A 25,768-nucleotide genomic window follows, 5' to 3' on the forward strand; every position below is an offset into this window, starting at 1 on the left:
CGGTGGAGCTGCATGACAAAGTCATCGGGCATTATCTGAACATAAAACACTATCAATAAGTTGGAGTCATTACCCGAAACTAAAAAATATATCGCAACACACGGTAATCTCCGCGCACCTTTTCTTACCTGATTATTCACCCATGAATCGTGATTCCTTTTATCCAGCCATCGCCTGTTTTCCGCTGTTACTGATGCTGGCCGGGTGTGCGCCTATGCATGAAACCCGCCAGGCGTTAAGCCAGCAAACGCCCGCTGCACAAGTTGACACCGCATTACCCACGGCGCTGAAAAATGGTTGGCCAGACAGCCAATGGTGGCTGGAGTATCACGATGATCAACTCACTTCATTAATTAACAATGCACTACAGAACGCACCGGATATGCAGGTGGCTGAACAGCGCATTCAACTGGCTGAAGCACAGGCGAAGGCAGTTGCCACTCAGGATGGTCCGCAGATCGACTTTTCTGCGGATATGGAGCGGCAAAAAATGTCGGCAGAAGGGTTAATGGGGCCGTTTGCTCTGAACGATCCTGCCGCAGGTACGACCGGTCCGTGGTACACCAACGGTACTTTTGGCTTAACGGCGGGCTGGCATCTTGATATCTGGGGAAAGAATCGGGCGGAGGTTACTGCTCGCCTGGGTACGGTTAAAGCACGGGTGGCGGAACGCGAGCAAACTCGCCAATTGCTGGCTGGCAGCGTGGCACGTCTGTACTGGGAGTGGCAAACCCAGGCGGCGTTAAATACTGTCTTGCAGCAAATCGAAAAAGAGCAGAACACCATTATCGCGACCGATCGCCAGTTGTATCAAAACGGAATTACCTCTTCGGTTGAAGGTGTGGAAACCGATATTAATGCCAGTAAAACCCGGCAGCAGCGCAACGATGCGGCGGGAAAAATGAAAATTATTGAGGCGCGGTTAAGTGCGCTGACTAACAGCCAGACGAGCGCCTTAAAGCTGCATCCGGTCGTGCTGCCTGAAGTGACAAGTCAGCTTCCTGATGAACTGGGTTATTCCTTGCTGGCACGCCGTGCCGATTTGCAGGCGGCGCACTGGTACGTTGAATCATCCTTAAGCAGCATCGACGCGGCAAAAGCGGCCTTTTACCCCGACATAAACCTGATGGCCTTCCTGCAACAAGATGCATTGCACTTAAGCGATCTGTTCCGCCATTCCGCGCAGCAAATGGGCGTTACGGCAGGCCTGACGCTACCCATTTTCGATAGCGGCCGTCTTAACGCCAACCTCGATATCGCGAAAGCCGAAAGCAACTTGTCGATCGCCAGCTATAACAAAGCGGTGGTTGAAGCGGTAAATGACGTGGCGCGGGCAGCCAGTCAGGTTCAGACACTGGCGGAGAAAAACCAGCATCAGGCGCAAATTGAGCGCGATGCCCTGCGAGTCGTTGGTCTGGCGCAGGCGCGTTTTAACGCGGGCATCATTGCTGGTTCCCGCGTCAGCGAGGCAAGAATCCCGGCGCTGCGTGAGCGGGCGAACGGTCTGCTCTTGCAGGGGCAGTGGCTGGATGCCTCCGTTCAACTCACCGGCGCGCTGGGTGGGGGCTACAAACGCTGATGATATGCGCCTTCTATACTTAACGTTTATTCAGCGTTAAGTGGAGAACTCTATGGCACAGGTCGCGATAATTACCGCCTCCGATTCGGGGATCGGCAAAGAATGCGCGTTATTACTGGCGCAGCAGGGTTTTGATATTGGCATTACGTGGCACTCTGATGAAGAAGGGGCAAAAGAAACCGCGTGTGAGGTGGTTAGCCACGGCGTCCGTGCGGAGATGGTGCAACTGGATCTCGGCAATCTACCAGAAGGTGCGCAGGCGCTGGAGAAACTCATTCAACGACTGGGGCGTATTGATGTGCTGGTGAATAACGCGGGAGCGATGACCAAAGCGCCGTTTCTTGATATGGCTTTTGATGAGTGGCGCAAGATTTTTACCGTTGATGTCGATGGTGCTTTTTTATGCTCGCAAATTGCCGCCCGCCAGATGGTGAAACAGGGGCAAGGTGGTCGCATCATCAACATTACATCGGTACATGAACATACGCCGCTGCCGGATGCCAGCGCCTACACCGCCGCTAAACATGCACTCGGCGGGTTAACCAAAGCGATGGCGCTCGAACTGGTCAGGCATAAGATTCTGGTGAATGCGGTCGCGCCAGGAGCCATCGCCACGCCGATGAACGGCATGGATGACGGCGACGTGAAGCCCGATGCAGAGCCATCAATTCCCCTGCGGCGTTTCGGCGCAACGCATGAGATTGCCAGTCTGGTGGCCTGGCTATGTTCCGAAGGCGCAAATTACACCACCGGGCAGTCGTTGATTGTCGATGGCGGTTTTATGCTGGCGAATCCGCAGTTTAAACCGGAGTAGCGCAATGGGATATGTGGATATTTCAATGGGTATGTTGTAGGCATGATAAGACGCGCCAGCGTCGCATCAGGCATGGAACACCTGGTTCCGGATGCGGCGCGAACGACTTATCTGTGGCAACTGCTTTACGCCTGATTATTCGGCTTTTTCTTCCCGCGCCGTTTCAGCCACCAGCGCACGCCAACCACCAGAACCACGACCAGAATCAACCAGACCCAGTGTTTCAGATGCTGATCAAGACTGTGCAACCACGGCGCAATCACCTGACCACCAGCGTAACCGATAGTGGTAAAAATCAACGCCCAGGCAAATGCGCCGAGAATATTCAGCGGCAGAAAGATTTTCGGTGGCAACTGGCTGGCACCAATCAGCGTCGGGCCAATGACCCGAAAGCCATACATAAAACGCGTGCCAATAACAAACAGATACGGATGGCGCTGGATCAGTTTCTGTGCCCGCTCAATTTTATCCTGATGCTTTGAGATACGACGCAACAGCTTGCCGCCAAACCGCCGTCCGCACAGATAAAGCACCTGGTCGCCAATCATGCCGCCAAGCGCCACAGAAAGAACCACCAGCGGGAATTTTAATAATCCCTGATGTGCCGCAACGCCTCCCAGCAAAGTCACGGTTTCACCCTCTGCCAGACTGCCGAGCACCAGCGCGGCATAACCATATTGTGAGATGAGTGTATTGAGATCCATAGGCCAGTCTGTCTCCCTTTGGTTGCCTGTAAGCATACACCCTGTGAATTGTTTGCGCAGAAAAAGGCGTTTCATCACGCGACGCAAATTTCACAACAGGGCAAAAAATAACCACAAGCTGACTTATACTTGAACTGTCAGGTTCAGCAACTCACAAAAAGGGGGCGGTATGAGCCATGTCTGGGGACTGTTTTCCCATCCCGATCGTGAAATGCAGGTGATTAATCGTGAAAACGAAACGATTTCTCATCACTACACCCACCACGTTTTGCTGATGGCGGCGATTCCGGTGATTTGCGCCTTCATTGGCACCACACAAATTGGCTGGAATTTTGGCGATGGCACTATTCTGAAGTTATCCTGGTTTACCGGACTGGCGCTGGCTGTCTTGTTTTATGGCGTTATGCTGGCTGGGGTCGCGGTGATGGGGCGGGTCATCTGGTGGATGGCGCGCAATTATCCGCAACGTCCATCACTTGCGCACTGTATGGTCTTTGCCGGATATGTCGCAACGCCGCTGTTTTTAAGCGGTCTGGTGGCGCTTTATCCGCTGGTCTGGTTGTGTGCGCTGATCGGCACGGTGGCGCTGTTTTACACCGGCTACCTGCTTTATCTCGGTATTCCGAGCTTCCTGAATATCAACAAAGAGGAAGGTCTTAGCTTCTCCAGTTCGACGCTGGCGATTGGCGTGCTGGTGCTGGAAGTGCTGCTCGCCATTACCGTTATTCTGTGGGGGTACGGTTATCGACTGTTCTAGAAAGTTCTTTTGCGTTGCATTGCTGGCGTAAATGTCAGCAATGCAGCATTTCCTCACGATTCTCCTTTGACGATCGCACTTTTTGCTCGTTATGATGGCGTCGCTAGCCTCAGTAAATCCTTACTCCGGCGGTGCGCAACCCGTGCGCGTGAACCACTATCTGAATGCTCATCATGCCGAAATTTCGAGTTTCTTTATTTAGCCTGGCTCTAATGCTGGCTGTGCCTTTTGCACCGCAGGCCGTTGCGAAAACGACCGCCGCTACCACAACTTCGCAGCCGGAAATCGCTTCCGGTAGTGCGATGATTGTTGATCTGAATACCAACAAAGTGATCTATTCGAACCACCCGGATCTGGTGCGTCCGATTGCGTCAATCACCAAATTAATGACCGCAATGGTGGTGCTTGACGCACGACTGCCGCTGGATGAAAAACTGAAAGTGGATATCAGCCAGACGCCAGAGATGAAAGGGGTCTATTCGCGCGTGCGACTGAACAGCGAAATCAGCCGTAAAGATATGCTGTTGTTGGCGCTGATGTCTTCGGAAAACCGCGCGGCGGCAAGCCTGGCGCACCATTATCCTGGTGGTTATAACGCTTTTATTAAAGCGATGAATGCGAAAGCGAAGTCGCTCGGAATGAACAACACGCGCTTTGTTGAACCGACCGGGTTGTCGGTGCATAACGTTTCGACGGCCCGTGACCTGACCAAATTGCTGATTGCCAGCAAACAATATCCGTTGATCGGTCAGTTGAGTACCACCCGTGAAGATATGGCGACCTTCTCTAATCCGGCGTACACCCTGCCGTTCCGCAATACTAACCATCTGGTTTATCGCGTTAACTGGAATATTCAGTTAACCAAAACCGGTTTTACCAATGCCGCAGGGCATTGCCTGGTGATGCGCACGGTTATCAATAATAAACCGGTGGCGCTGGTGGTGATGGATGCATTTGGCAAATATACCCATTTTGCCGATGCCAGCCGCCTGCGTACCTGGATTGAGACCGGTAAAGTGATGCCTGTTCCGGCTGCGGCGTTGAGCTATAAAAAACAAAAAGCCGCTCAGATGGCGGCGGCGGGGCAGACGGCACAGAACGATTAAGTTTGCTTGCCTGTAGGCCGGATCAGGCGTTTACGCCGCATCCGGCATTCGGGCACGATGCCTGATGCGATGCTGGCGCATCTTATCAGGCCTACATCTGCATCAGGCATCCGGCTATATTTACTCTGCTTCCTGCCAGTTTTTCCGCTTGCTGGTTTTACCGATCCCAGGGTTCATACTGTTGGTTGGATCGTTCTCGCGATAAAACTTCTGCAACGTCTCCGGTGCTTTATACAAATGACCGACGTTATGCTCGGCAGGATATTGCGCGCCGCGCTGGCGTAACAGCTCCAGCATCTGTTCCTTCAACGCATGTACATCCACACCTTTTTTGACGATGTAATCCTGGTGGAAGACATAGCACATAAAATGGCCGTAATAGAGCTTGTGTACCAACTGGCTGTCGATCTCCGGTGGCAAATGCTCATACCACTCGGTATCGTTACGCCGCAGAGCAATATCCAGCGCCAGAATGTCTTCGACTTCATCGGAATGCACGGCCTGATAACGAATTGCCGCCCCCGCAGCGGCGAAACGGTGTAAAAATGCTTTGCTGCCTTCCTCCGGCGTACAGACAAAGAAATCACCTTCAGCCTGTTTGAAATAATCCACCAGCCACGATTTCGCTTCGCCAATGCCATCGCCCGCCATTTTTAACAGCAGATGATGTTCATATTTATCGCGCCAGTTGTTCATGCGCGGGGGTAAATGGCTGGGGAACAGATGACCGAATTTTTGCATCGCACGGTCGGTAAAATGCGGACGGAAGAATTTCACTTTCTCCAGCATCGCATCGGTACGCCCTTTGATGTTAAAGAAGAGAGGCATCTTGTCGGTGCCAAGTTTATCGATCATCAGGAAGGTGTCTTTGCCATATTTTTCCGCGATATCGTAGATATCCCGATGCATATATTCCCCTGCAACCGGCAGATTTTCGAAATTAGCCAGAATATGGCGGCGGATTTCAGTCAGCACTTCCGGCTGATTGGTGCCTATATAAAACACCTGCTGATTTTTTTCTGCTTCGAAGGTATCAAGACGTACCGCGAATACTGCCAGTTTTCCGGCGCAACCGGAGGATTCAAACAGGCGATCCGGGTCGGCGTTATAACGTGCGGGTGTGTCGGCTTCAATATCCCTAACGCGGTGAACATAATCATAATCGTGGGCGTGACGACCATCGTGGCGAACATCATCTTCTTTGATACGATCGTCATCCAGCTTGCTGAGGATCTGCTCTGGTGTTTCGCCCAGATCAATCCCCAGATGGTTCACCAGCGTCAGTTTGCCGTCTTCATTTATGCGCGCGAATAACGACATTTCGGTATATGCCGGGCCACGCTGCACCAGCGAGCCGCCGGAGTTATTACAGATACCGCCGATGACCGATGCACCTATGCACGACGAACCAATCACCGAGTGCGGTTCGCGACCCAGCGGTTTGAGAGCTTTTTCCAGCGAATAGAGCGTGGTGCCAGGATATGCCAGCACTTGTTCGCCCTTGTCGAGAACGTGCAGTTTGTCGAGACGCAGGGTGCTGATGATCACGATATCGCGATCATAGTCGTTACCGTTTGGCGTCGAGCCTTCGGTCAGACCGGTATTGGCGGCCTGCATCAGAATAATTTTGTCGGCGGTGACGCAGGCTTTCAGCACCCGCCACAATTCCAGTAGTGAGCCAGGGAAAACGACAGCCAGCGCGTCGCCCTGACCAGAACGGAAGCCCTTGCGATAGCGGGCCGTTTTTGCGGGATCGGTGAGCAGGTGTGAATGACCGACCAGACGGGCAAGTTCATTCAAAAAGGCTTTATTATCAGTTGTTGTCATGGAAGACATTTTCCACTCCTTGTGGTGGCGAAAAAATATCACAAACTAGAATAGCGCCTTGTATGACAATTCAGCGAGTGAATATTTTGAAAATTCAGACAATAAACTGAGCATTCTTTTTCTCTCTCCATCATGCTTATGGCAAACTACGGTTTTTGCACCATTTTCGCTGCCACGTCGGGCAACAAAGGAAGAAAAATCCACATGAAATGGCTATGTTCAGTAGGTATCGCGGTAAGTCTGGCCTTACAGCCAGCACTGGCGGATGATTTGTTCGGTAACCATCCATTAACGCCCGAAGCGCGGGATGCGTTCGTCACCGAACTGCTCAAAAAAATGACGGTTGATGAGAAGATTGGTCAACTGCGCTTAATCAGCGTCGGCCCGGATAACCCGAAAGAGGCGATCCGCGAGATGATCAAAGACGGGCAGGTTGGGGCGATTTTCAACACCGTAACCCGTCAGGATATCCGCGCCATGCAGGATCAGGTGATGGAATTAAGCCGCCTGAAAATTCCTCTCTTCTTTGCCTATGATGTGCTGCACGGTCAGCGCACTGTCTTCCCGATTAGCCTCGGCCTGGCCTCTTCTTTTAACCTCGATGCGGTGAAAACAGTAGGGCGCGTCTCTGCTTATGAAGCGGCAGATGATGGCCTGAATATGACCTGGGCGCCAATGGTCGATGTCTCGCGCGATCCGCGCTGGGGACGTGCTTCCGAAGGTTTTGGCGAAGATACGTATCTGACCTCAATCATGGGTAAAACCATGGTGGAAGCGATGCAGGGTAAAAGCCCGGCAGATCGCTACTCGGTGATGACCAGCGTCAAACACTTTGCTGCATACGGCGCGGTAGAAGGTGGTAAAGAGTACAACACCGTCGATATGAGCCCGCAGCGCCTGTTTAATGACTATATGCCGCCGTATAAAGCGGGGCTGGATGCAGGCAGCGGCGCGGTGATGGTGGCGTTGAACTCGCTGAACGGCACGCCAGCCACCTCCGATTCCTGGCTGCTGAAAGATGTGCTGCGCGATCAGTGGGGCTTTAAAGGCATCACCGTTTCCGATCATGGCGCAATCAAAGAACTGATTAAACACGGTACGGCGGCAGATCCGGAAGATGCGGTGCGCGTGGCACTGAAATCCGGGATCAACATGAGTATGAGCGACGAGTATTACTCGAAGTATCTGCCTGGTTTGATCAAATCCGGCAAAGTGACGATGGCTGAGCTGGACGATGCCGCGCGTCACGTACTGAACGTCAAATATGACATGGGACTGTTTAACGATCCGTACAGCCACCTTGGGCCGAAAGAGTCTGACCCGGTGGATACCAATGCTGAAAGCCGCCTGCACCGTAAAGAAGCGCGTGAAGTGGCGCGTGAAAGCCTGGTACTGCTGAAAAACCGTCTCGAAACGTTACCGCTGAAAAAATCGGCCACCATTGCGGTGGTTGGGCCACTGGCGGACAGTAAACGTGACGTGATGGGCAGCTGGTCCGCAGCCGGTGTTGCCGATCAATCCGTGACCGTACTGACCGGGATTAAAAATGCCGTCGGTGAAAACGGTAAAGTGCTGTATGCCAAAGGGGCGAACGTTACCAGTGACAAAGGCATTATCGATTTCCTGAATCAGTATGAAGAAGCGGTCAAAGTCGATTCGCGCTCGCCGCAAGAGATGATTGATGAAGCGGTGCAAACCGCGAAACAATCTGATGTGGTGGTGGCTGTGGTCGGTGAAGCACAGGGGATGGCGCACGAGGCCTCCAGCCGTACCGATATCACTATTCCTCAAAGCCAACGTGACTTGATTGCGGCGCTGAAAGCCACCGGTAAACCGCTGGTGCTGGTGCTGATGAACGGGCGTCCGCTGGCGCTGGTGAAAGAAGATCAGCAGGCCGACGCGATTCTGGAAACCTGGTTTGCGGGGACTGAAGGCGGTAATGCAATTGCCGATGTGTTGTTTGGTGATTACAACCCGTCCGGCAAGCTGCCAATGTCCTTCCCGCGTTCTGTCGGGCAGATCCCGGTGTACTACAGTCATCTGAATACCGGTCGCCCGTATAACGCCGACAAGCCGAACAAATACACTTCGCGTTATTTTGATGAAGCTAACGGGGCACTTTATCCGTTCGGCTATGGTCTGAGCTATACCACTTTCACCGTCTCTGATGTGAAACTTTCTGCGCCGACCATGAAGCGTGACGGCAAAGTGACGGCCAGCGTGCAGGTGACGAACACCGGTAAACGCGAAGGGGCCACGGTAGTGCAGATGTACTTGCAGGATGTGACGGCTTCCATGAGTCGCCCGGTGAAACAGCTAAAAGGCTTTGAGAAAATCACCCTGAAGCCGGGCGAAACTCAGACCGTCAGCTTCCCGATCGATATCGAGGCGCTGAAGTTCTGGAATCAACAGATGAAATATGACGCCGAGCCTGGCAAGTTCAATGTCTTTATCGGCACTGATTCCGCACGCGTTAAGAAAGGCGAGTTTGAGTTGCTGTAATGCTTTAGTAAGGGCGCGACGTTTGCGCCCTTTAAGTATTTATCTGATTCTGCAACTGAATCCGTCCGCTCAGGCTAACTCCGCCATTATCAACTATGCTTTTCTCTTAATTCGCTGAAAACAACAGTAAAAGAATGAGGAAAGCATCATGCCACTCTCAAAGGTCTGGGCAGGTTCACTGGTTTTGTTGGCAGCCGTGAGCCTGCCGCTGCACGCGGCTTCCCCCGTTAAAGTCGGTTCAAAAATCGATACCGAAGGCGCGCTACTCGGCAACATCATCTTGCAGGTACTCGAAAGCCACGGCGTACCGACGGTCAATAAAGTGCAACTCGGAACGACTCCTGTGGTGCGCGGGGCGATTACTTCTGGCGAGCTGGATATCTATCCGGAATATACCGGCAATGGCGCTTTCTTCTTTAAAGATGAAAACGATGCAGCGTGGAAAAATGCCGGACAGGGCTACGAGAAAGTCAAAAAACTCGATGCAGAGCAAAACAAGTTAATCTGGCTGACGCCCGCACCTGCGAATAACACCTGGACCATCGCCGTGCGTCAGGATGTGGCAGAGAAAAACAAACTCACTTCGCTTGCCGATCTCAGTCGTTATTTGAAAGAGGGGGGCAACTTCAAACTGGCGGCCTCCGCAGAGTTTATTGAACGCGCCGATGCGTTACCCGCTTTTGAAAAAGCTTACGACTTTAAACTCGATCAGGATCAGTTACTGTCACTTGCAGGCGGCGACACGGCGGTGACCATTAAAGCCGCTGCCCAACAAACATCCGGCGTTAATGCGGCGATGGCTTACGGCACTGACGGCCCGGTAGCGGCGCTGGGACTGCAAACCTTAAGCGATCCGCAAGGCGTGCAACCTATCTACGCGCCTGCACCAGTAGTGCGTGAATCGGTGTTGAAGGAGTATCCGCAAATGGCACAGTGGCTACAGCCAGTTTTCGCCAGCCTCGATGAAAAGACGTTACAGCAACTGAATGCCAGCATTGCCGTTGAAGGACTGGATGCCAAAAAAGTGGCTGCCGACTACCTGAAACAAAAAGGGTGGACGAAGTAATTTCTCGTGACTTATCTACGTATTAATCCTGTTCTGGCGCTGCTGCTGTTGCTGACGGCAATCGCAGCGGCACTGCCGTTTATCAGTTACGCGCCTAACCGGCTGGTCTCTGGTGAGGGGCGTCATCTCTGGCAACTGTGGCCGCAAACGATCTGGATGCTGGTGGGCGTTGGTTGCGCCTGGCTGACTGCCTGTTTTATTCCCGGTAGAAAAGGCAGCATTTTTGCACTCATCCTTGCGCAATTCGTCTTCGTATTGCTGGTGTGGGGCGCGGGAAAGGCGGCGACACAACTGGCGCAAAATGGCAGTGCGCTGGCGCGTACCAGCCTCGGCAGTGGTTTCTGGTTGGCTGTGGCGCTGGCATTGCTGGCCTGTAGTGATGCCATCCGCCGAATCTCCACGCATCCGCTGTGGCGCTGGTTGTTGCATATGCAGATTGCCATCATTCCGTTGTGGTTGCTGTACTCCGGCACGCTTAACGATCTCTCGCTAATGAAAGAATACGCCAACCGTCAGGATGTGTTTGATGACGCGCTGGCACAGCATCTGACCCTGCTGTTTGGCTCGGTACTGCCGGCGCTGGTGATTGGCGTGCCGCTGGGCGTCTGGTGCTACTTTTCCACCGCGCGGCAGGGGGCGATTTTTTCTCTGCTCAATGTCATTCAGACCGTGCCTTCGGTGGCGCTCTTTGGTTTGCTGATTGCTCCGCTTGCCGGACTGGTGACTGCCTTTCCGTGGCTGGGGACGATCGGCATAGCAGGAACCGGAATGACACCCGCACTGATTGCGCTGGTGCTCTACGCGTTACTGCCGTTAGTGCGCGGCGTGGTAGTGGGCTTGAATCAGATCCCGCGCGACGTGCAGGAGAGCGCCACAGCGATGGGCATGAGCGGGACGCAGCGTTTTTGGTATGTGCAGTTACCGCTGGCGTTACCGGTATTTCTGCGCAGCCTGCGGGTGGTGATGGTGCAAACCGTCGGCATGGCGGTGATTGCGGCGTTAATCGGCGCAGGCGGTTTTGGTGCGCTGGTTTTCCAGGGGCTGTTAAGCAGTGCCATTGATTTAGTATTGCTGGGGGTGATCCCGGTGATTGTACTGGCGGTGCTTACCGACGCGCTGTTCGATTTGCTTATCGCACTGCTGAAGGTGAAACGTAATGATTGAATTTAGCCATGTCAGCAAACTGTTCGGCGCACAAAAAGCCGTTAACGATCTCAATCTCAATTTTCAGGAAGGGAGTTTTTCGGTGCTGATTGGCACATCTGGCTCCGGCAAATCCACCACCCTGAAAATGATTAATCGCCTGGTGGAGCATGACAGCGGAGTGATCCGCTTTGCCGGAGAAGAAATTCGCTCGCTGCCAGTGCTGGAGTTGCGCCGCCGGATGGGATACGCCATCCAGTCGATAGGTTTATTTCCCCACTGGAGCGTGGCGCAAAACATCGCCACCGTGCCGCAATTACAAAAATGGTCGCGGGCGCGGATCGACGATCGTATCGACGAATTAATGGCGCTGTTGGGGCTGGAGGCGAATTTACGCGAGCGTTATCCACATCAACTTTCTGGTGGTCAGCAGCAGCGAGTCGGCGTTGCTCGTGCGCTGGCTGCCGATCCGCAAGTTTTGCTGATGGATGAACCGTTTGGCGCGCTGGATCCGGTGACGCGCGGCGCGTTGCAACAAGAGATGACGCGCATTCACCGTTTGCTGGGGCGCACCATTGTGCTGGTCACTCATGATATTGATGAGGCGCTACGGCTGGCAGAACATCTGGTGTTGATGGATCATGGTGAAGTGGTGCAGCAGGGCAATCCGCTGACGATGCTGACTCGTCCAGCGAATGATTTTGTCCGCCAGTTTTTTGGGCATAGTGAACTGGGTGTGCGCCTGCTTTCGTTACGTAGTGTGACTGATTATGTGCGCCGCAACGAACGCGCTGAAGGTGAGGCGCTGGCAGAAGAGATGACGCTACGTGATGCGCTCTCATTGTTTGTCGCTCGTGGTTGTGAAGTGTTGCCGGTGGTTGACGCTCAAGGTAAACCTTGCGGCACATTACATTTTCAGGATCTGCTGGTGGAGGCGTAATCGTATGAAAATAATGCGCGATCCGCTGTTCTGGCTTATTGCTCTGTTTGTGGGGCTGATTTTCTGGCTACCCTATAGCCAGCCGTTGTTTGGTGCTTTATTTCCACAATTACCTCGGCCTGTTTATCAGCAGGAAAGTTTTGCTGCCCTGGCGCTGGCTCATTTCTGGCTAGTGGGGATCTCAAGTTTGTTTGCCGTGATCATTGGTACTGGTGCCGGAATTGCTGTCACTCGCCCGTGGGGCGCGGAGTTTCGCCCGATGGTCGAAACCATTGCCGCCGTTGGGCAGACTTTTCCGCCCGTAGCTGTGCTGGCGATTGCTGTTCCGGTGATGGGGTTTGGTCAGCAACCGGCGATTATTGCTTTGATCCTTTACGGCGTATTACCGATCTTACAGGCGACACTTGCCGGACTGGGAGCGATTGATGCCAGCGTGACAGACGTTGCCAAAGGGATGGGAATGAGCCGGGGTCAGCGATTGCGTAAAGTGGAGTTACCGCTGGCAGCGCCAGTGATTCTGGCTGGCGTGCGGACTTCAGTGATTATCAACATTGGTACGGCGACCATTGCCTCAACGGTAGGAGCCAGCACGCTGGGTACGCCCATCATTATCGGACTTAGCGGATTTAACACTGCTTATGTGATTCAGGGGGCGTTGCTGGTGGCACTGGCGGCGATCATCGTAGACCGCCTGTTTGAACGGTTGGTGCAGCTACTCAGCCAGCACGCAAAATAAAGGTATAACCTGCGAGCATGACGCCACCGATACCGCCTAACGCCATCAACAGGAACAGGGTGATAACCCCAATTTTCGCTATGCGCATAATGCACTCCTTATGTTAACAAAAGGATTGTACAGTAAAGCGCATTTGTTAACGAATCATTAAATGCCGAGTGGGAAAATATCATGGCCTTGTTCCTGCCAGTTGGTGAGCTGCTGCTGCTGGGCGGGAGACTGGTTTTCACCGCACCACACCAATAGCGTGCGGCCTTCAAACAGTTCCGGGCGGAGCTGGTTGAGGGAATGGGCGAGGACATCAATGCGCCATCCTTGCTGGCTGGCAATCCAACCCTCCAGCCACAGCCGCGTGGTATCCTGAATATTCCAGCCAACCACCAGCGCATCTTTACCCTGTTTTTTACGTGCCGAAGCCAGACAAATGGCGATGTAGTTGATCAGTACACCGTCGAGGATCGCCAGTAACGCCTGGAGAGTTGGTTGCTGACACTGAAGACGTCGGCGCAGAGGAATGAACAGATGTGTGGTGAGCGTCTGGGCGGGGTAATCCTGACCACGTTCTTTGATCCACATTCGCAGACTTTGTAGATTGCCACTTTGCAGGTAATTAAGCAGAGTTTCTTGCTGATCGCGCCAGCCGTTTTGCACATCAACATTCTCATTACTGAGTAGCATTTTAACTTTGCTGACCTGCACACCGTTATCGATCCAGCGTTTGATCTCGCGGATCCGGTCGATATCGGCATCGTTGAACAGGCGATGACCGCCGTCTGTGCGCTGCGGTTTCAACAATCCGTAACGCCTCTGCCACGCGCGTAACGTGACAGGATTGATATCACAAAGCAACGCCACTTCACCAATTGTGTAAAGCGCCATCCTCTCACCCTTGCTCGCGAGGTCCCGGTTTAACTTTAGACGCAGATTTGCGAACCAGGTAGTTTTGTCCGTTTTTAGTTCATCGTTAGGGTGATTTTATTTTTGCCAGGTGATTTTGAGTGATCGTACTCACGAATTCTCATTTTTCTGCAAGAGTTCAAAGAAAGTTAAACGCAGGCAATGTATGTTACGCGTTTTAAAGGGAAGTGTGGTTTGCGGGTATGTACGATTTTAATCTGGTGTTGCTGCTGCTTCAGCAGATGTGCGTTTTTTTAGTCATTGCGTGGTTAATGAGTAAAACGCCATTATTCATACCGTTAATGCAGGTCACGGTTCGTCTGCCGCATAAATTTCTCTGCTACATCGTCTTTTCCATTTTCTGCATTATGGGCACCTGGTTCGGGTTGCACATCGACGATTCGATTGCTAATACGCGGGCGATTGGCGCGGTGATGGGCGGCTTACTCGGCGGTCCGGTCGTCGGAGGGCTGGTTGGTCTGACCGGCGGGTTACATCGATACTCAATGGGGGGCATGACTGCGCTAAGCTGCATGATTTCGACCATCGTCGAAGGATTGCTCGGCGGCCTAGTACACAGCATCCTGATCCGTCGCGGGCGCACTGATAAAGTCTTTAACCCCATTACCGCCGGTGCAGTCACGTTCGTCGCTGAAATGGTGCAAATGTTGATCATCCTGGCGATTGCCCGACCTTATGAAGATGCGGTGCGTCTGGTGAGTAATATTGCTGCGCCAATGATGGTCACCAATACCGTCGGCGCGGCGCTGTTTATGCGTATATTGCTCGATAAACGCGCGATGTTTGAAAAATACACTTCAGCTTTTTCTGCCACTGCGCTGAAAGTGGCGGCCTCGACGGAAGGCATTTTGCGCCAGGGGTTTAACGAAGTGAACAGCATGAAAGTGGCACAGGTGCTGTATCAGGAGCTGGATATTGGTGCAGTCGCGATTACCGATCGAGAGAAATTGCTGGCCTTTACCGGAATTGGTGACGATCACCATTTACCCGGCAAACCGATTTCTTCGACTTACACCTTAAAAGCGATTGAAACCGGTGAAGTGGTCTACGCTGATGGCAACGAAGTACCTTATCGTTGCTCTTTGCATCCGCAATGCAAACTGGGTTCGACGCTGGTGATTCCGTTGCGTGGTGAGAATCAGCGGGTGATGGGCACCATCAAATTGTATGAAGCGAAAAACCGTTTGTTCAGCTCAATCAACCGCACGCTGGGGGAAGGGATTGCGCAATTGCTTTCGGCGCAGATCCTCGCCGGGCAATATGAGCGGCAAAAAGCGATGCTCACGCAGTCAGAAATTAAACTGCTTCACGCCCAGGTGAATCCCCATTTCCTGTTCAATGCGCTTAACACCATTAAAGCCGTTATCCGCCGCGACAGCGAACAGGCCAGCCAACTGGTGCAGTATCTTTCCACTTTTTTCCGCAAAAACTTAAAGCGGCCTTCGGAGTTTGTTACTCTCGCCGACGAAATTGAACACGTGAATGCTTATCTGCAAATTGAAAAGGCGCGCTTCCAGTCACGGTTGCAGGTCAACATTGCTATTCCGGAGGAATTATCCCGGCAGCAGTTGCCCGCGTTTACCCTGCAACCAATAGTGGAAAACGCTATTAAACATGGAACCTCACAACTGCTGGATACAGGACGAGTGGCAATTAGCGCAAGGCGTGAAGGGCAACATTTGATGCTGGAGATCGAAGACAATGCCGGTTTGTATCAACCGGCAACCAATGCCAGTGGGCTGGGGATGAATCTGGTGGATAAGCGTTTACGTGAGCGGTTTGGCGATGACTATGGGATAAGTGTCGCCTGTGAGCCTGATAGTTACACCCGAATAACGTTACGACTGCCATGGAGGGACGAGGCATGATTAAAGTCTTAATTGTCGATGATGAACCATTAGCACGGGAAAACCTGCGCGTATTTTTGCAGGAGCAGAGCGATATTGAAATTGTCGGCGAGTGCTCAAACGCCGTGGAAGGGATTGGCGCGGTGCATAAACTGCGCCCGGATGTGCTGTTTCTCGACATTCAGATGCCACGCATCAGCGGTCTGGAAATGGTGGGGATGCTCGACCCGGAACATCGTCCGTATATCGTTTTTCTCACCGCGTTTGACGAATACGCCATTAAAGCCTTTGAAGAACATGCCTTTGATTATCTGCTGAAGCCGATTGATGAAGCGCGGCTGGAGAAAACGCTGGCGCGTTTGCGTCAGGAGCGGAGCAAGCAGGATGTTTCGCTGTTACCGGAAAATCAGCAGGCGCTGAAATTTATTCCTTGTACGGGGCACAGTCGGATTTATTTACTGCAAATGAAAGATGTAGCGTTTGTCAGCAGTAGGATGAGCGGTGTTTACGTCACCAGTCACGAAGGGAAAGAGGGCTTTACTGAACTGACTTTACGCACCCTGGAGAGTCGTACACCGCTACTGCGTTGTCATCGCCAGTATCTGGTTAACCTCGCGCATTTACAGGAGATTCGTCTGGAAGATAATGGCCAGGCCGAGTTGATTTTGCGTAATGGCTTAACCGTGCCGGTCAGCCGCCGTTATCTGAAAAGCTTAAAAGAGGCGATTGGCCTGTAAAAGACTGCTAAAATGGCTTTTTGCCTCATCAACACCTGAAGGCCTCATGCTAAGTAACGATATTCTGCGCAGCGTGCGCTACATTTTAAAAGCCAATAATAACGACCTGGTGCGCATTCTGGCGCTGGGCAATGTCGAAACCACTGCCGAACAGATTGCCATCTGGTTGCGTAAAGAAGATGAAGAAGGTTTTCAACGTTGTCCGGACATTATTTTGTCCTCATTCCTGAATGGTCTGATTTACGAAAAACGCGGCAGGGATGAGTCTGCACCGGCACTGGAGCCGGAACGTCGTATTAATAACAATATTGTGCTGAAAAAATTGCGCATCGCGTTTTCACTGAAAACCGATGACATCCTGGCGATCCTCACCGAACAGCAGTTCCGCGTTTCTATGCCGGAAATTACTGCGATGATGCGCGCACCGGATCATAAAAACTTCCGCGAATGCGGCGATCAATTCTTGCGTTATTTTCTGCGTGGACTGGCTGCGCGCCAGCATGTGAAGAAAAACTAAGACCGGTCTGGAGGCCATGCAGAGAGCATGGCCTCCGGCAGATTATTTCACTTCTTTAAAGCCAGCGGCTTTCATCACCAGTTCCATTTGCGCCATAGTGATACCTTTTTTGGCATCGTCAGCAGAAATGTTAATGCCGGAAATACCCTGCAGGGCTTTAAAATCAACTTTTTCCATATCGATAGTCACGTTTTCCTGCGCGTAAGTATCAGTAAAGGTTAATTTTTCTTCAACGCCAGCAATGTTTTTATATTTTGCACTTAACGGCTCAAGCTTTTTAGCCGCCTCTTCTTTGTTAGCTGCACCGATGGTTGCAAACTGAATTTTGGTTTCTGAAGATTGCTTAAGCACCTTGTCGCCTTTGTAGACATAGGTAATGGCAATTTCAGTACCGTTCAGATTGGCACTAAATTTCTTTGATTCTTCTTTGTCACCACAGCCAGCGAGAGAGAAAACCAGAACAGATGCAACAACGAGGGAAAACAGCTTGTTGAAAGCCTTCATGTAAAACTCCATTTTATCAAGATCAGAAAACTGGTGACTCTCACCAGGGCGCTATAGAATATTCTTTATACCTCGTCTTGAGCAGTCCGGAAATGGAGTAGATCTCTTAATAAAAAGCATTTTTTCCTCCTTGTTGCTCAAGCATCAGTAACAACTGTTCGCAGAGTAAAACACAATTATTCAATACTTCTGCCAGTGTCTCGCTTTCCGAATTGCGTAATTGCTTCAACACATGCGCCAGCCGATAAAAACCGATTACGGAGAGTTCGTTCGCCAGCAAATCAGCCTGACTAATGGCGCTCTGTTCCTGATAGCGCCAGCCGTTATGGAGCAGTTGAATAATTATGTGATTTCTCGTCCTGATAGATAAAGTGTCTCATTCTGCATCCCTGTAATTTTATCCAGTTTAATACAGATGCTAACAGCATTTGCGCAGGTTACAGAGCGACAAAAAGGCGAGAAAACAACTTTAGGAATTTATAAAGAAAAGGCGCTGTTGATGCAGCGCCTTGAAGGGAGTTATTTCACTTGATGACCAGGTTTAGCACCGGCATCCGGGCTTAACAGGAAGATATCTTTCCCGCCAGGACCTGCGGCCATCACCATGCCTTCGGAGATACCAAAGCGCATTTTACGCGGAGCCAGGTTAGCCACCATAATGGTGTGACGACCAATCAGCGCCTGTGGGTCTGGGTAAGCAGAACGAATGCCGGAGAAGACATTGCGTTTTTCGCCACCCAGATCCAGCGTCAGGCGCAGCAGCTTGTCAGAACCCTCAACAAACTCTGCGTTTTCAATCAGCGCCACGCGCAGGTCAACTTTGGCGAAGTCGTCAAAGGTGATGGTTTCCTGAATCGGATCATCAGCCAGCGGGCCAGTAACTGGCGCGGCAGTTGCTTTCACTTCTTCTTTGGATGCTTCCACCAGTGCTTCCACCTGTTTCATATCGATACGGTTATACAGTGCCTTGAACGGATTCACTTTATGGCCCAGCAGCGGTTGCTGAATACCATCCCAGGTCAGTTCCGTATTGAGGAATGCTTCCGCACGTTCAGTCAGTTTCGGCAGTACCGGTTTCAGGTACGTCATCAGCACGCGGAACAGGTTAATGCCCATTGAGCAAATCGCCTGCAGGTCAGCATCGCGGCCTTCCTGTTTCGCCACCACCCACGGAGCCTGCTCGTCAACATAGCGGTTAGCCAGGTCAGCCAGCGCCATGATTTCGCGCACAGCTTTACCAAATTCGCGGCTTTCCCACGCTTCGCCAATAACTTCAGCGGCATCGGTAAAGGTTTTGTACAGTTCAGGGTCAGCCAGTTCGCTTGCCAACACGCCGTCAAAACGCTTGTTGATAAAGCCAGCGTTACGGGAGGCCAGGTTAACCACTTTATTGACGATATCGGCATTCACACGCTGAACGAAATCCTCCAGGTTGAGATCGATATCATCAATGCGCGAAGAGAGTTTCGCAGTGTAGTAGTAACGCAGGCTGTCAGCGTCAAAATGATTCAGCCAGGTGCTGGCTTTAATAAAGGTGCCGCGAGACTTGGACATCTTCGCGCCGTTCACCGTCACATAGCCATGAACAAACAGGTTGGTCGGCTTGCGGAAGTTGCTGCCTTCCAGCATGGCAGGCCAGAACAGGCTGTGGAAGTAAACAATATCTTTACCGATGAAGTGGTACAGCTCGGCGGTGGAGTCTTTCTTCCAGTATTCATCGAAGCTTACGCTGTCGCCGCGCTTGTCGCACAGATTCTTGAAAGAACCCATGTAGCCAATCGGTGCGTCCAGCCAGACGTAGAAGTATTTGCCTGGTGCGTTCGGAATTTCAAAACCGAAGTAAGGCGCATCGCGGGAGATATCCCACTGTTGCAGGCCGGATTCAAACCACTCCTGCATTTTGTTTGCCACCTGCTCCTGCAACGCGCCGCTGCGGGTCCATGCCTGCAACATTTCGCTGAAAGAGGGCAGATCAAAGAAGAAGTGTTCGGAATCACGCATCACCGGCGTAGCACCAGAAACCACAGATTTCGGCTCGATCAGTTCAGTCGGACTGTAGGTCGCGCCGCAGACTTCACAGTTATCGCCGTATTGATCTGGCGCTTTACATTTCGGGCAGGTGCCTTTCACAAAACGATCCGGCAGGAACATACCTTTTTCCGGGTCGTACAACTGAGAGATGGTGCGGTTTTTAATAAAACCGTTCTCTTTCAGGCGAGTATAGATAAGCTCAGACAACTGACGGTTCTCTTCGCTGTGCGTCGAGTGATAGTTGTCGTAGCTGATATTAAAGCCTGCGAAATCAGTCTGATGCTCCTGACTCATTTCGCCAATCATCTGCTCCGGGGTAATACCAAGCTGCTGGGCTTTCAGCATGATCGGCGTACCGTGGGCATCGTCGGCGCAGATGAAGTTGACCTCGTGGCCGCGCATTCGCTGGTAACGGACCCAGACATCAGCCTGGATGTGCTCCAGCATATGGCCGAGGTGGATAGAGCCGTTAGCGTACGGCAGTGCGCACGTCACCAGAATTTTCTTCGCGACTTGAGTCATAGTAGGCATTACTTCTTAGTAGTGAAAAGGGGTTAGATAGTACCAAATGGAAAAATGTTAAGTAAGTACTTATCTATTTTCTTCAGGTAAACTATTTAGCTGATGGTTTATCTATATAAATAAGGAGTCGGGATGAACGAACAATCCCAGGCCAAATCACCAGAAGCCTTGCGCGCAATAGTCGCCGGGACACTGGCTAATTTTCAGCACCCAACCCTGAAGCATAACCTTACCACGCTGAAAGCGTTGCATCATGTCGCCTGGATGGACGACACGCTGCATGTGGAGCTGGTTATGCCGTTCGTCTGGCATAGCGCGTTCGAAGAGTTAAAAGAGCAATGTAGCGCCGAATTGCTGCGTATCACCGGGGCAAAAGCTATCGACTGGAAACTGTCGCATAACATTGCCACGCTGAAACGCGTGAAGAATCAGCCGGGAATTAACGGCGTGAAGAACATTATCGCGGTCAGTTCCGGCAAAGGTGGCGTGGGTAAATCCTCCACGGCGGTAAACCTGGCGCTGGCGCTGGCGGCGGAAGGAGCGAAAGTCGGCATTCTGGATGCCGACATTTATGGTCCGTCTATCCCAACCATGCTGGGGGCAGAAAATCAGCGTCCGACCTCGCCGGACGGGACTCATATGGCACCGATTATGTCTCATGGCCTGGCAACCAACTCAATTGGTTATCTGGTCACTGACGACAACGCGATGGTGTGGCGTGGCCCGATGGCGAGCAAGGCGTTAATGCAGATGTTGCAGGAAACCTTATGGCCGGATCTGGATTATCTGGTGCTCGACATGCCGCCAGGCACCGGTGACATTCAATTGACACTGGCGCAAAACATTCCAGTAACTGGTGCAGTAGTGGTCACCACACCACAGGACATCGCGCTGATTGATGCGAAAAAAGGTATCGTGATGTTCGAGAAAGTCGAAGTTCCGGTACTGGGTATTGTCGAGAACATGAGCGTCCATATTTGCAGTAACTGTGGTCATCATGAGCCGATTTTCGGCACTGGTGGGGCAGAGAAACTGGCCGAGAAATACCATACGCAGTTGTTGGGGCAAATGCCGTTACACATTAGCCTGCGTGAAGATCTCGACAAAGGAACACCTACCGTTATCAGCCGTCCGGAGAGCGAATTTACTACTATCTACCGCCAACTGGCTGACCGGGTTGCTGCTCAGCTCTACTGGCAAGGTGAAGTTATTCCAGGTGAGATCTCCTTCCGCGCGGTCTAACGTGCATTAGCCTTTCTGGTTGTTCGTCATACACCGCAGAAATGATACATTGATGCGGTGTATTTATTTTGTGGCTTTAAATGAACACTTTTTTAATGCTGCGAATATTCAGTGGATCTTAGTCCTAAACTGTACAAAGTAGATTGATCGTACAGGTAAAGCCTCTTTATCATCCTTCGTGGCTGTGTAGCGGATGTACAGCTATAGTTTGTTATGCACTCAATCTATCCAGGCATAACCTTTACTACAGGGATAACGTTCAATGAATAAGTATTGGCTGTCAGGAATCATTTTTCTTGCCTATGGATTGGCTTCTCCCGCGTTCTCTTCAGAGACTGCCGCATTAACGATTAATGGCAGGATCAGCCCCCCAACATGCAGTATGGATATTGTTAATAGCCAGCCCCAACAGCATTGCGGTCAGGTATCGCAAAGCGTTGATACCCGTCATCGGATTTCTTCGCCGGTAAAAGGCGTCACTACAGAGCTGGTTACAGCGGGCAACGATAGCAAACGTCGAATCGTATTAAATCGCTACGATTAATCAGGCAACACTCTTTTAATAATATTTGGAGAGCCTAAATCATTCCCATGAATGATTTAGGCTTTTTTATTTATTTTAAGAATGTGGTTAACAGTAAATTATGTCAATTAATAGATGTGGTAAATATTTAATTCCCTTAAGTATTTGTTGTAATTATATTGCAATGGTTAAATTGTTTTGAATCAATAAAACAATACGTTTACATTGCAGTAACTTTTTTGATGTGAGAAATTTGTTTCCGCGAGATACAGAGTCTTAACAATCAAAATAAACTATATTAAGGAACCTATTATGAAACATTCAATTATTGCTACCGCTGTCTTTTCTTCTTTTTTTATGAGTGCTGGCGTATTTGCTGCAGACGTTGATACCGGAACTTTAACCATTAAGGGGAATATTGCAGAGTCTCCGTGTAAATTTGAAGCGGGTGGTGATTCAGTAAGTATTAATATGCCAACTGTTCCGACCACTGTCTTTGAAGGTAAAGCGAAATATTCAACCTATGATGATGCTGTCGGTGTAACCAGTAGTATGTTAAAAATTAGCTGTCCGAAAGAAGTAGCTGGTGTAAAACTCTCGTTGATCACCAATGATAAAATAACCGGCAACGATAAAGCGATAGCCAGTAGTAACGATACCGTGGGTTATTATCTCTATTTAGGCGATAACAGCGATGTCCTGGATGTTTCTGCACCTTTTAACATTGAGAGTTATAAAACAGCGGAAGGTCAATATGCTATTCCGTTTAAAGCAAAATACCTGAAACTGACAGAAGACTCAGTGCAATCAGGTGATGTGGTCTCTTCTTTAGTTATGCGTGTGGCGCAGGATTAATAATTAAATAATTTTTCAAGTTTCTCCAGGAAATAAACATGGCCGCTATCTCCATGGCGGCCTTTTAATTTTAAGAGGCATTAAGATGAAAGGGTTATTAGCTTTACTCATTTCTTCTATGGTTCTTCCTGCACATGCCGGAATTGTCATCTACGGGACGCGAATTATTTACCCGGCTGAAAATAAAGAAGTGATGGTGCAGTTGATGAATCAGGGAAACCGATCTTCATTACTTCAGGCGTGGATTGATGATGGCGACACATCACTGCCGCCGGAAAAGATTCAGGTTCCTTTCATGCTAACGCCACCAGTGGCAAAAATAGGGGCTAACTCCGGACAGCAAGTAAAAATTAAAATCATGCCGAATAAGCTGCCCAGTAATAAAGAGAGCATTTTTTATCTGAACGTTATGGATATTCCACCTAATAGTCCAGAACAAGAAGGCAAGAATGTACTGAAGTTTGCGATGCAAAACAGAATCAAATTGTTTTACCGACCGGCGGGTATTGCTCCGGTTAATAAAGCAACGTTTAATAAATTGCTGGTAAATCGTAGCGGCAATGGGCTGGTGATAAAAAATGATTCGCCGAACTGGGTGACGATTTCCGATGTAAAAGCGAATAATGTCAAAGTCAATTATGAAACCATCATGATTGCGCCATTAGAAAGCCAGAGTGTAAACGTCAAAACTAATAATGCGAATAGCTGGTATCTGACCATTATTGATGATGATGGCAACTATATTAGCGACAAAATTTAATTGCAGGAGCTGCCCGTGTTGAGAATAACCCCACTCGCATCAGCAATCGTAGCGTTATTGCTCGGCATTGAAGCGTATGCAGCAGAAGAAACCTTTGATACCCATTTTATGATGGGGGGAATGAAAGACCAACAGGTTGCTCATATTCGCCTTGATGATAATCAACCTTTACCGGGCCAATATGACATCGATATTTATGTCAATAAACAATGGCGTGGGAAATATGAGATTATCGTTAAAGATAACCCCGAAGAAACATGCCTGGCGAGAGAAATTATCAAGCGGTTAGGTATTAATACCGATAACTTCGCCAGTAGTAAGCAATGTTTAACATTAGAGCAACTTGTTCAGGGTGGGAGTTATGCCTGGAATATCGGTGTTTTTCGTTTAGATTTCAGCGTTCCGCAAGCCTGGGTTGATGAACTGGAAAGTGGTTATGTCCCGCCGGAAAACTGGGAACGGGGTATTAATGCTTTTTATACCTCTTATTATATGAGCCAGTATTACAGCGACTATAAAGCGTCGGGTAATAACAAGAGTAGTTATGTTCGTTTTAACAGTGGATTAAATCTGCTGGGGTGGCAACTGCATTCTGATGCCAGTTTCAGCAAAACGGATAACAATCCTGGGGAGTGGAAAAGCAATACCCTATATCTGGAACGCGGGTTTGCACAAATTCTCGGCACGCTGCGTGTCGGTGATATGTACACCTCAAGCGATATTTTTGACTCTGTTCGCTTCAGTGGCGTGCGACTTTTTCGTGATATGCAGATGTTGCCTGACTCGAAGCAAAATTTTACCCCACGAGTGCAGGGGATTGCGCAGAGTAACGCGCTGGTAACCATTGAACAAAACGGTTTTATTGTTTATCAGAAGGAGGTTCCACCTGGCCCATTTTCGATTACTGATTTGCAATTGGCCGGTGGTGGAGCGGATCTTGATGTTAGCGTGAAAGAGGCTGACGGTTCGGTTACCACGTACCTGGTGCCTTATTCGGCGGTGCCAAATATGTTGCAACCGTGCGTGTCGAAATATGAATTTGCGGCGGGGCGTAGCCATATTGAAGGAGCAAATAAGCAAAGTGATTTTGTTCAGGTCGGTTACCAGTATGGCTTTAATAATTTATTAACGCTGTATGGCGGCACGATGATTGCCAATAATTACTACGCATTTACTCTTGGGACTGGCTGGAATACACGCATTGGCGCGATTTCTGTCGATGCAACAAAATCTCATAGTAAGCAAGATAATGGCGATGTTTTTGACGGACAAAGTTATCAGATAGCCTACAACAAATTTGTGACTCAAACATCGACGCGTTTTGGCCTGGCAGCCTGGCGTTATTCTTCGCGCGATTACCGGACGTTTAATGATTATGTCTGGGCAAATAATAAAGATAATTATCGTCGCGATAAAAATGATGCCTATGACATTGCAGATTATTACCAGAATGATTTTGGGCGCAAAAATAGCTTTTCCGCCAATATGAGTCAGTCATTGCCAGAAGGCTGGGGTTCTGTGTCATTAAGCACATTATGGCGAGATTACTGGGGGCGTAGCGGCAGCAGTAAAGATTATCAGTTGAGTTACTCCAATAACTTGCAACGGATAAGTTATACCCTCGCAGCAAGCCAGGCTTACGACGAGAATCATCATGAAGAGAAACGCTTTAATATTTTTATCTCGATTCCTTTTGACTGGGGTGATGACGTCACGACACCACGGCGGCAAATATATATGTCTAATTCAACGACCTTTGATGATCAGGGTCTTGCCTCAAACAATACAGGAATATCGGGAACTGTTGGAAGCAGGGATCAGTTTAACTATGGGGTCAACCTGAGTTATCAGCATCAGGGAAATGAAACGACAGCTGGAGCGAATTTGACCTGGAACGCGCCGGTTGCGACAGTGAATGGCAGTTATAGTCAGTCGAGTACTTATCGACAGGCTGGAGCCAGTGTTTCAGGGGGCATTGTCGCCTGGTCGGGGGGCGTTAATCTGGCGAACCGTCTTTCCGAAACGTTTGCTGTGATGAATGCGCCAGGAATTAAAGATGCTGGTAATGACTCTAACTTATTGATAGTGTTTTATGTTCAGATAATGCCCGATGACTTTGTCATGCAGCTCCACCGATT

At 50.3% G+C, this 25,768-nt stretch carries 24 protein-coding genes and 2 pseudogenes; 18 read left to right on the forward strand and 8 right to left on the reverse strand.

Features of this window, described 5'->3' with window-relative positions:
• Nucleotides 1-2: 2 nt before the first annotated feature.
• The 3 genes from FC814_RS23620 (at nt 3) to FC814_RS18800 (ending at nt 2,393) form a co-directional block, all read left to right on the forward strand.
• The gene (locus FC814_RS23620) at nt 3-59 is read left to right on the forward strand and encodes an IS1 family transposase (protein WP_003032489.1); all 57 of its coding nucleotides are present in this window, start codon (nt 3-5) and stop codon (nt 57-59) included.
• Nucleotides 60-142: 83 nt separating this feature from the next.
• Nucleotides 143-1,579 carry a multidrug resistance outer membrane protein MdtQ gene (gene mdtQ / locus FC814_RS18795; protein ID WP_001078098.1) on the forward strand — a complete coding sequence of 479 codons (1,437 nt, stop codon included), beginning with the start codon at nt 143-145 and terminating at the stop codon, nt 1,577-1,579.
• Nucleotides 1,580-1,631: 52 nt separating this feature from the next.
• On the forward strand, nt 1,632-2,393 hold the full coding sequence (locus FC814_RS18800) for an SDR family oxidoreductase (RefSeq protein ID WP_137326302.1): 762 nt from the start codon (nt 1,632-1,634) through the stop codon (nt 2,391-2,393).
• Between the two features lie 125 nt (nt 2,394-2,518).
• Here the strand turns inward: FC814_RS18800 and FC814_RS18805 are convergent, their stop codons facing one another.
• Nucleotides 2,519-3,097 (reverse strand): DedA family protein, encoded by a 579-nt coding sequence (locus FC814_RS18805; protein ID WP_032225676.1) that lies wholly within the window; start codon nt 3,095-3,097, stop codon nt 2,519-2,521.
• A gap of 169 nt (nt 3,098-3,266) precedes the next feature.
• Between FC814_RS18805 and FC814_RS18810 the strand changes: the two genes are divergently transcribed.
• The gene (locus FC814_RS18810; RefSeq protein ID WP_137326303.1) at nt 3,267-3,854 is read left to right on the forward strand and encodes a Yip1 family protein; all 588 of its coding nucleotides are present in this window, start codon (nt 3,267-3,269) and stop codon (nt 3,852-3,854) included.
• A gap of 173 nt (nt 3,855-4,027) precedes the next feature.
• On the forward strand, nt 4,028-4,960 hold the full coding sequence (gene pbpG, locus FC814_RS18815; protein WP_137326304.1) for a D-alanyl-D-alanine endopeptidase: 933 nt from the start codon (nt 4,028-4,030) through the stop codon (nt 4,958-4,960).
• Between the two features lie 120 nt (nt 4,961-5,080).
• Here the strand turns inward: pbpG and dld are convergent, their stop codons facing one another.
• Complete coding sequence (gene dld, locus FC814_RS18820) at nt 5,081-6,796, reverse strand: D-lactate dehydrogenase (protein ID WP_137326305.1); 1,716 nt, start codon at nt 6,794-6,796, stop codon at nt 5,081-5,083.
• 195 nt (nt 6,797-6,991) lie between these two features.
• Here dld and bglX point away from each other — a divergent pair, with 195 nt between their 5' ends.
• The 5 genes from bglX to yehW all read left to right on the forward strand — a co-directional run bounded on the left by bglX (nt 6,992) and on the right by yehW (nt 13,174).
• The gene (gene bglX / locus FC814_RS18825; protein ID WP_000871484.1) at nt 6,992-9,289 is read left to right on the forward strand and encodes a beta-glucosidase BglX; all 2,298 of its coding nucleotides are present in this window, start codon (nt 6,992-6,994) and stop codon (nt 9,287-9,289) included.
• Nucleotides 9,290-9,437: 148 nt separating this feature from the next.
• Nucleotides 9,438-10,355 (forward strand): glycine betaine ABC transporter substrate-binding protein OsmF, encoded by a 918-nt coding sequence (gene osmF, locus FC814_RS18830; protein ID WP_001131248.1) that lies wholly within the window; start codon nt 9,438-9,440, stop codon nt 10,353-10,355.
• A gap of 6 nt (nt 10,356-10,361) precedes the next feature.
• Nucleotides 10,362-11,519: a glycine betaine ABC transporter permease YehY gene (gene yehY, locus FC814_RS18835; protein ID WP_137326306.1), complete on the forward strand. Its 1,158-nt coding sequence runs from the start codon at nt 10,362-10,364 to the stop codon at nt 11,517-11,519.
• Nucleotides 11,512-12,438 (forward strand): glycine betaine ABC transporter ATP binding protein YehX, encoded by a 927-nt coding sequence (yehX, locus tag FC814_RS18840; RefSeq protein ID WP_137326307.1) that lies wholly within the window; start codon nt 11,512-11,514, stop codon nt 12,436-12,438. The genes yehY and yehX overlap by 8 nt, the downstream gene beginning before the upstream one ends.
• A 4-nt stretch (nt 12,439-12,442) precedes the next feature.
• Complete coding sequence (gene yehW, locus FC814_RS18845; RefSeq protein WP_032225671.1) at nt 12,443-13,174, forward strand: glycine betaine ABC transporter permease YehW; 732 nt, start codon at nt 12,443-12,445, stop codon at nt 13,172-13,174.
• On the opposite strand, the gene FC814_RS18850 is transcribed toward yehW, so the two are convergent.
• A complete protein-coding gene (locus tag FC814_RS18850; protein ID WP_001216965.1) occupies nt 13,155-13,262 on the reverse strand; it encodes a protein YohO in 108 nt (35 codons plus the stop codon). The genes yehW and FC814_RS18850 overlap by 20 nt on opposite strands.
• 59 nt (nt 13,263-13,321) lie before the next feature.
• Entirely contained in the window at nt 13,322-14,053 is a 732-nt protein-coding gene (mlrA, locus tag FC814_RS18855; RefSeq protein WP_001240389.1) for an HTH-type transcriptional regulator MlrA, read from the reverse strand.
• A 221-nt stretch (nt 14,054-14,274) separates the two neighbouring features.
• Between mlrA and btsS the strand changes: the two genes are divergently transcribed.
• The 3 genes from btsS to FC814_RS18870 are packed head-to-tail and all read left to right on the forward strand — an operon-like array spanning nt 14,275 to nt 17,193.
• Nucleotides 14,275-15,960 (forward strand): two-component regulatory system sensor histidine kinase BtsS, encoded by a 1,686-nt coding sequence (btsS, locus tag FC814_RS18860; RefSeq protein WP_010347186.1) that lies wholly within the window; start codon nt 14,275-14,277, stop codon nt 15,958-15,960.
• Nucleotides 15,957-16,676: a two-component system response regulator BtsR gene (btsR, locus tag FC814_RS18865; protein WP_000598641.1), complete on the forward strand. Its 720-nt coding sequence runs from the start codon at nt 15,957-15,959 to the stop codon at nt 16,674-16,676. The genes btsS and btsR overlap by 4 nt, the downstream gene beginning before the upstream one ends.
• A gap of 46 nt (nt 16,677-16,722) precedes the next feature.
• Complete coding sequence (locus FC814_RS18870; RefSeq protein WP_010347183.1) at nt 16,723-17,193, forward strand: DUF1456 family protein; 471 nt, start codon at nt 16,723-16,725, stop codon at nt 17,191-17,193.
• Nucleotides 17,194-17,235: 42 nt separating this feature from the next.
• Here FC814_RS18870 and FC814_RS18875 read toward each other — a convergent pair whose 3' ends face one another.
• The 3 genes and pseudogenes from FC814_RS18875 to metG form a co-directional block, all read right to left on the reverse strand.
• A complete protein-coding gene (locus FC814_RS18875; RefSeq protein ID WP_010347181.1) occupies nt 17,236-17,697 on the reverse strand; it encodes a YehR family lipoprotein in 462 nt (153 codons plus the stop codon).
• 106 nt (nt 17,698-17,803) lie between these two features.
• Nucleotides 17,804-18,043, reverse strand: a pseudogene (locus FC814_RS23290) (hypothetical protein); the annotation flags it as partial.
• Nucleotides 18,044-18,216: 173 nt separating this feature from the next.
• Nucleotides 18,217-20,250 carry a methionine--tRNA ligase gene (gene metG / locus FC814_RS18885; RefSeq protein WP_137326308.1) on the reverse strand — a complete coding sequence of 678 codons (2,034 nt, stop codon included), beginning with the start codon at nt 20,248-20,250 and terminating at the stop codon, nt 18,217-18,219.
• Nucleotides 20,251-20,382: 132 nt separating this feature from the next.
• On the opposite strand from metG, the gene apbC reads away from it, so the two are divergent.
• The 5 genes and pseudogenes from apbC to FC814_RS18910 all read left to right on the forward strand — a co-directional run.
• The gene (gene apbC / locus FC814_RS18890; RefSeq protein WP_001005431.1) at nt 20,383-21,492 is read left to right on the forward strand and encodes an iron-sulfur cluster carrier protein ApbC; all 1,110 of its coding nucleotides are present in this window, start codon (nt 20,383-20,385) and stop codon (nt 21,490-21,492) included.
• Between the two features lie 262 nt (nt 21,493-21,754).
• On the forward strand, nt 21,755-22,036 hold the full coding sequence (locus FC814_RS18895; protein WP_032225669.1) for a YehE family protein: 282 nt from the start codon (nt 21,755-21,757) through the stop codon (nt 22,034-22,036).
• A gap of 291 nt (nt 22,037-22,327) precedes the next feature.
• Entirely contained in the window at nt 22,328-22,870 is a 543-nt protein-coding gene (locus FC814_RS18900) for a fimbrial protein (RefSeq protein ID WP_137326309.1), read from the forward strand.
• 85 nt (nt 22,871-22,955) lie between these two features.
• Nucleotides 22,956-23,630, forward strand: coding sequence for a fimbria/pilus periplasmic chaperone (locus FC814_RS18905; RefSeq protein WP_137326310.1), 675 nt, complete (start codon nt 22,956-22,958; stop codon nt 23,628-23,630).
• Nucleotides 23,631-23,645: 15 nt separating this feature from the next.
• A pseudogene (locus tag FC814_RS18910) lies at nt 23,646-25,691 on the forward strand (fimbrial biogenesis outer membrane usher protein); the annotation flags it as partial.
• Between the two features lie 15 nt (nt 25,692-25,706).
• Here FC814_RS18910 and FC814_RS23625 read toward each other — a convergent pair.
• Complete coding sequence (locus FC814_RS23625) at nt 25,707-25,763, reverse strand: IS1 family transposase (protein WP_003032489.1); 57 nt, start codon at nt 25,761-25,763, stop codon at nt 25,707-25,709.
• Nucleotides 25,764-25,768 lie beyond the last annotated feature (5 nt).

It is taken from the genome of Escherichia sp. MR (assembly GCF_005280595.1).
GTDB lineage: Bacteria > Pseudomonadota > Gammaproteobacteria > Enterobacterales > Enterobacteriaceae > Escherichia > Escherichia ruysiae.

Coding starts and splice junctions, on each gene's coding strand:
- mdtQ (WP_001078098.1), top strand. CDS start 143: ATGAATCGTGATTCCTTTTATCCAGCCATCGCCTGTTTTCCGCTGTTA.
- FC814_RS18800 (WP_137326302.1), top strand. CDS start 1,632: ATGGCACAGGTCGCGATAATTACCGCCTCCGATTCGGGGATCGGCAAA.
- FC814_RS18805 (WP_032225676.1), bottom strand. CDS start 3,097: ATGGATCTCAATACACTCATCTCACAATATGGTTATGCCGCGCTGGTG.
- FC814_RS18810 (WP_137326303.1), top strand. CDS start 3,267: ATGAGCCATGTCTGGGGACTGTTTTCCCATCCCGATCGTGAAATGCAG.
- pbpG (WP_137326304.1), top strand. CDS start 4,028: ATGCCGAAATTTCGAGTTTCTTTATTTAGCCTGGCTCTAATGCTGGCT.
- dld (WP_137326305.1), bottom strand. CDS start 6,796: ATGTCTTCCATGACAACAACTGATAATAAAGCCTTTTTGAATGAACTT.
- bglX (WP_000871484.1), top strand. CDS start 6,992: ATGAAATGGCTATGTTCAGTAGGTATCGCGGTAAGTCTGGCCTTACAG.
- osmF (WP_001131248.1), top strand. CDS start 9,438: ATGCCACTCTCAAAGGTCTGGGCAGGTTCACTGGTTTTGTTGGCAGCC.
- yehX (WP_137326307.1), top strand. CDS start 11,512: ATGATTGAATTTAGCCATGTCAGCAAACTGTTCGGCGCACAAAAAGCC.
- yehW (WP_032225671.1), top strand. CDS start 12,443: ATGAAAATAATGCGCGATCCGCTGTTCTGGCTTATTGCTCTGTTTGTG.
- FC814_RS18850 (WP_001216965.1), bottom strand. CDS start 13,262: ATGCGCATAGCGAAAATTGGGGTTATCACCCTGTTCCTGTTGATGGCG.
- mlrA (WP_001240389.1), bottom strand. CDS start 14,053: ATGGCGCTTTACACAATTGGTGAAGTGGCGTTGCTTTGTGATATCAAT.
- btsS (WP_010347186.1), top strand. CDS start 14,275: ATGTACGATTTTAATCTGGTGTTGCTGCTGCTTCAGCAGATGTGCGTT.
- btsR (WP_000598641.1), top strand. CDS start 15,957: ATGATTAAAGTCTTAATTGTCGATGATGAACCATTAGCACGGGAAAAC.
- FC814_RS18870 (WP_010347183.1), top strand. CDS start 16,723: ATGCTAAGTAACGATATTCTGCGCAGCGTGCGCTACATTTTAAAAGCC.
- FC814_RS18875 (WP_010347181.1), bottom strand. CDS start 17,697: ATGAAGGCTTTCAACAAGCTGTTTTCCCTCGTTGTTGCATCTGTTCTG.
- metG (WP_137326308.1), bottom strand. CDS start 20,250: ATGACTCAAGTCGCGAAGAAAATTCTGGTGACGTGCGCACTGCCGTAC.
- apbC (WP_001005431.1), top strand. CDS start 20,383: ATGAACGAACAATCCCAGGCCAAATCACCAGAAGCCTTGCGCGCAATA.
- FC814_RS18895 (WP_032225669.1), top strand. CDS start 21,755: ATGAATAAGTATTGGCTGTCAGGAATCATTTTTCTTGCCTATGGATTG.
- FC814_RS18900 (WP_137326309.1), top strand. CDS start 22,328: ATGAAACATTCAATTATTGCTACCGCTGTCTTTTCTTCTTTTTTTATG.
- FC814_RS18905 (WP_137326310.1), top strand. CDS start 22,956: ATGAAAGGGTTATTAGCTTTACTCATTTCTTCTATGGTTCTTCCTGCA.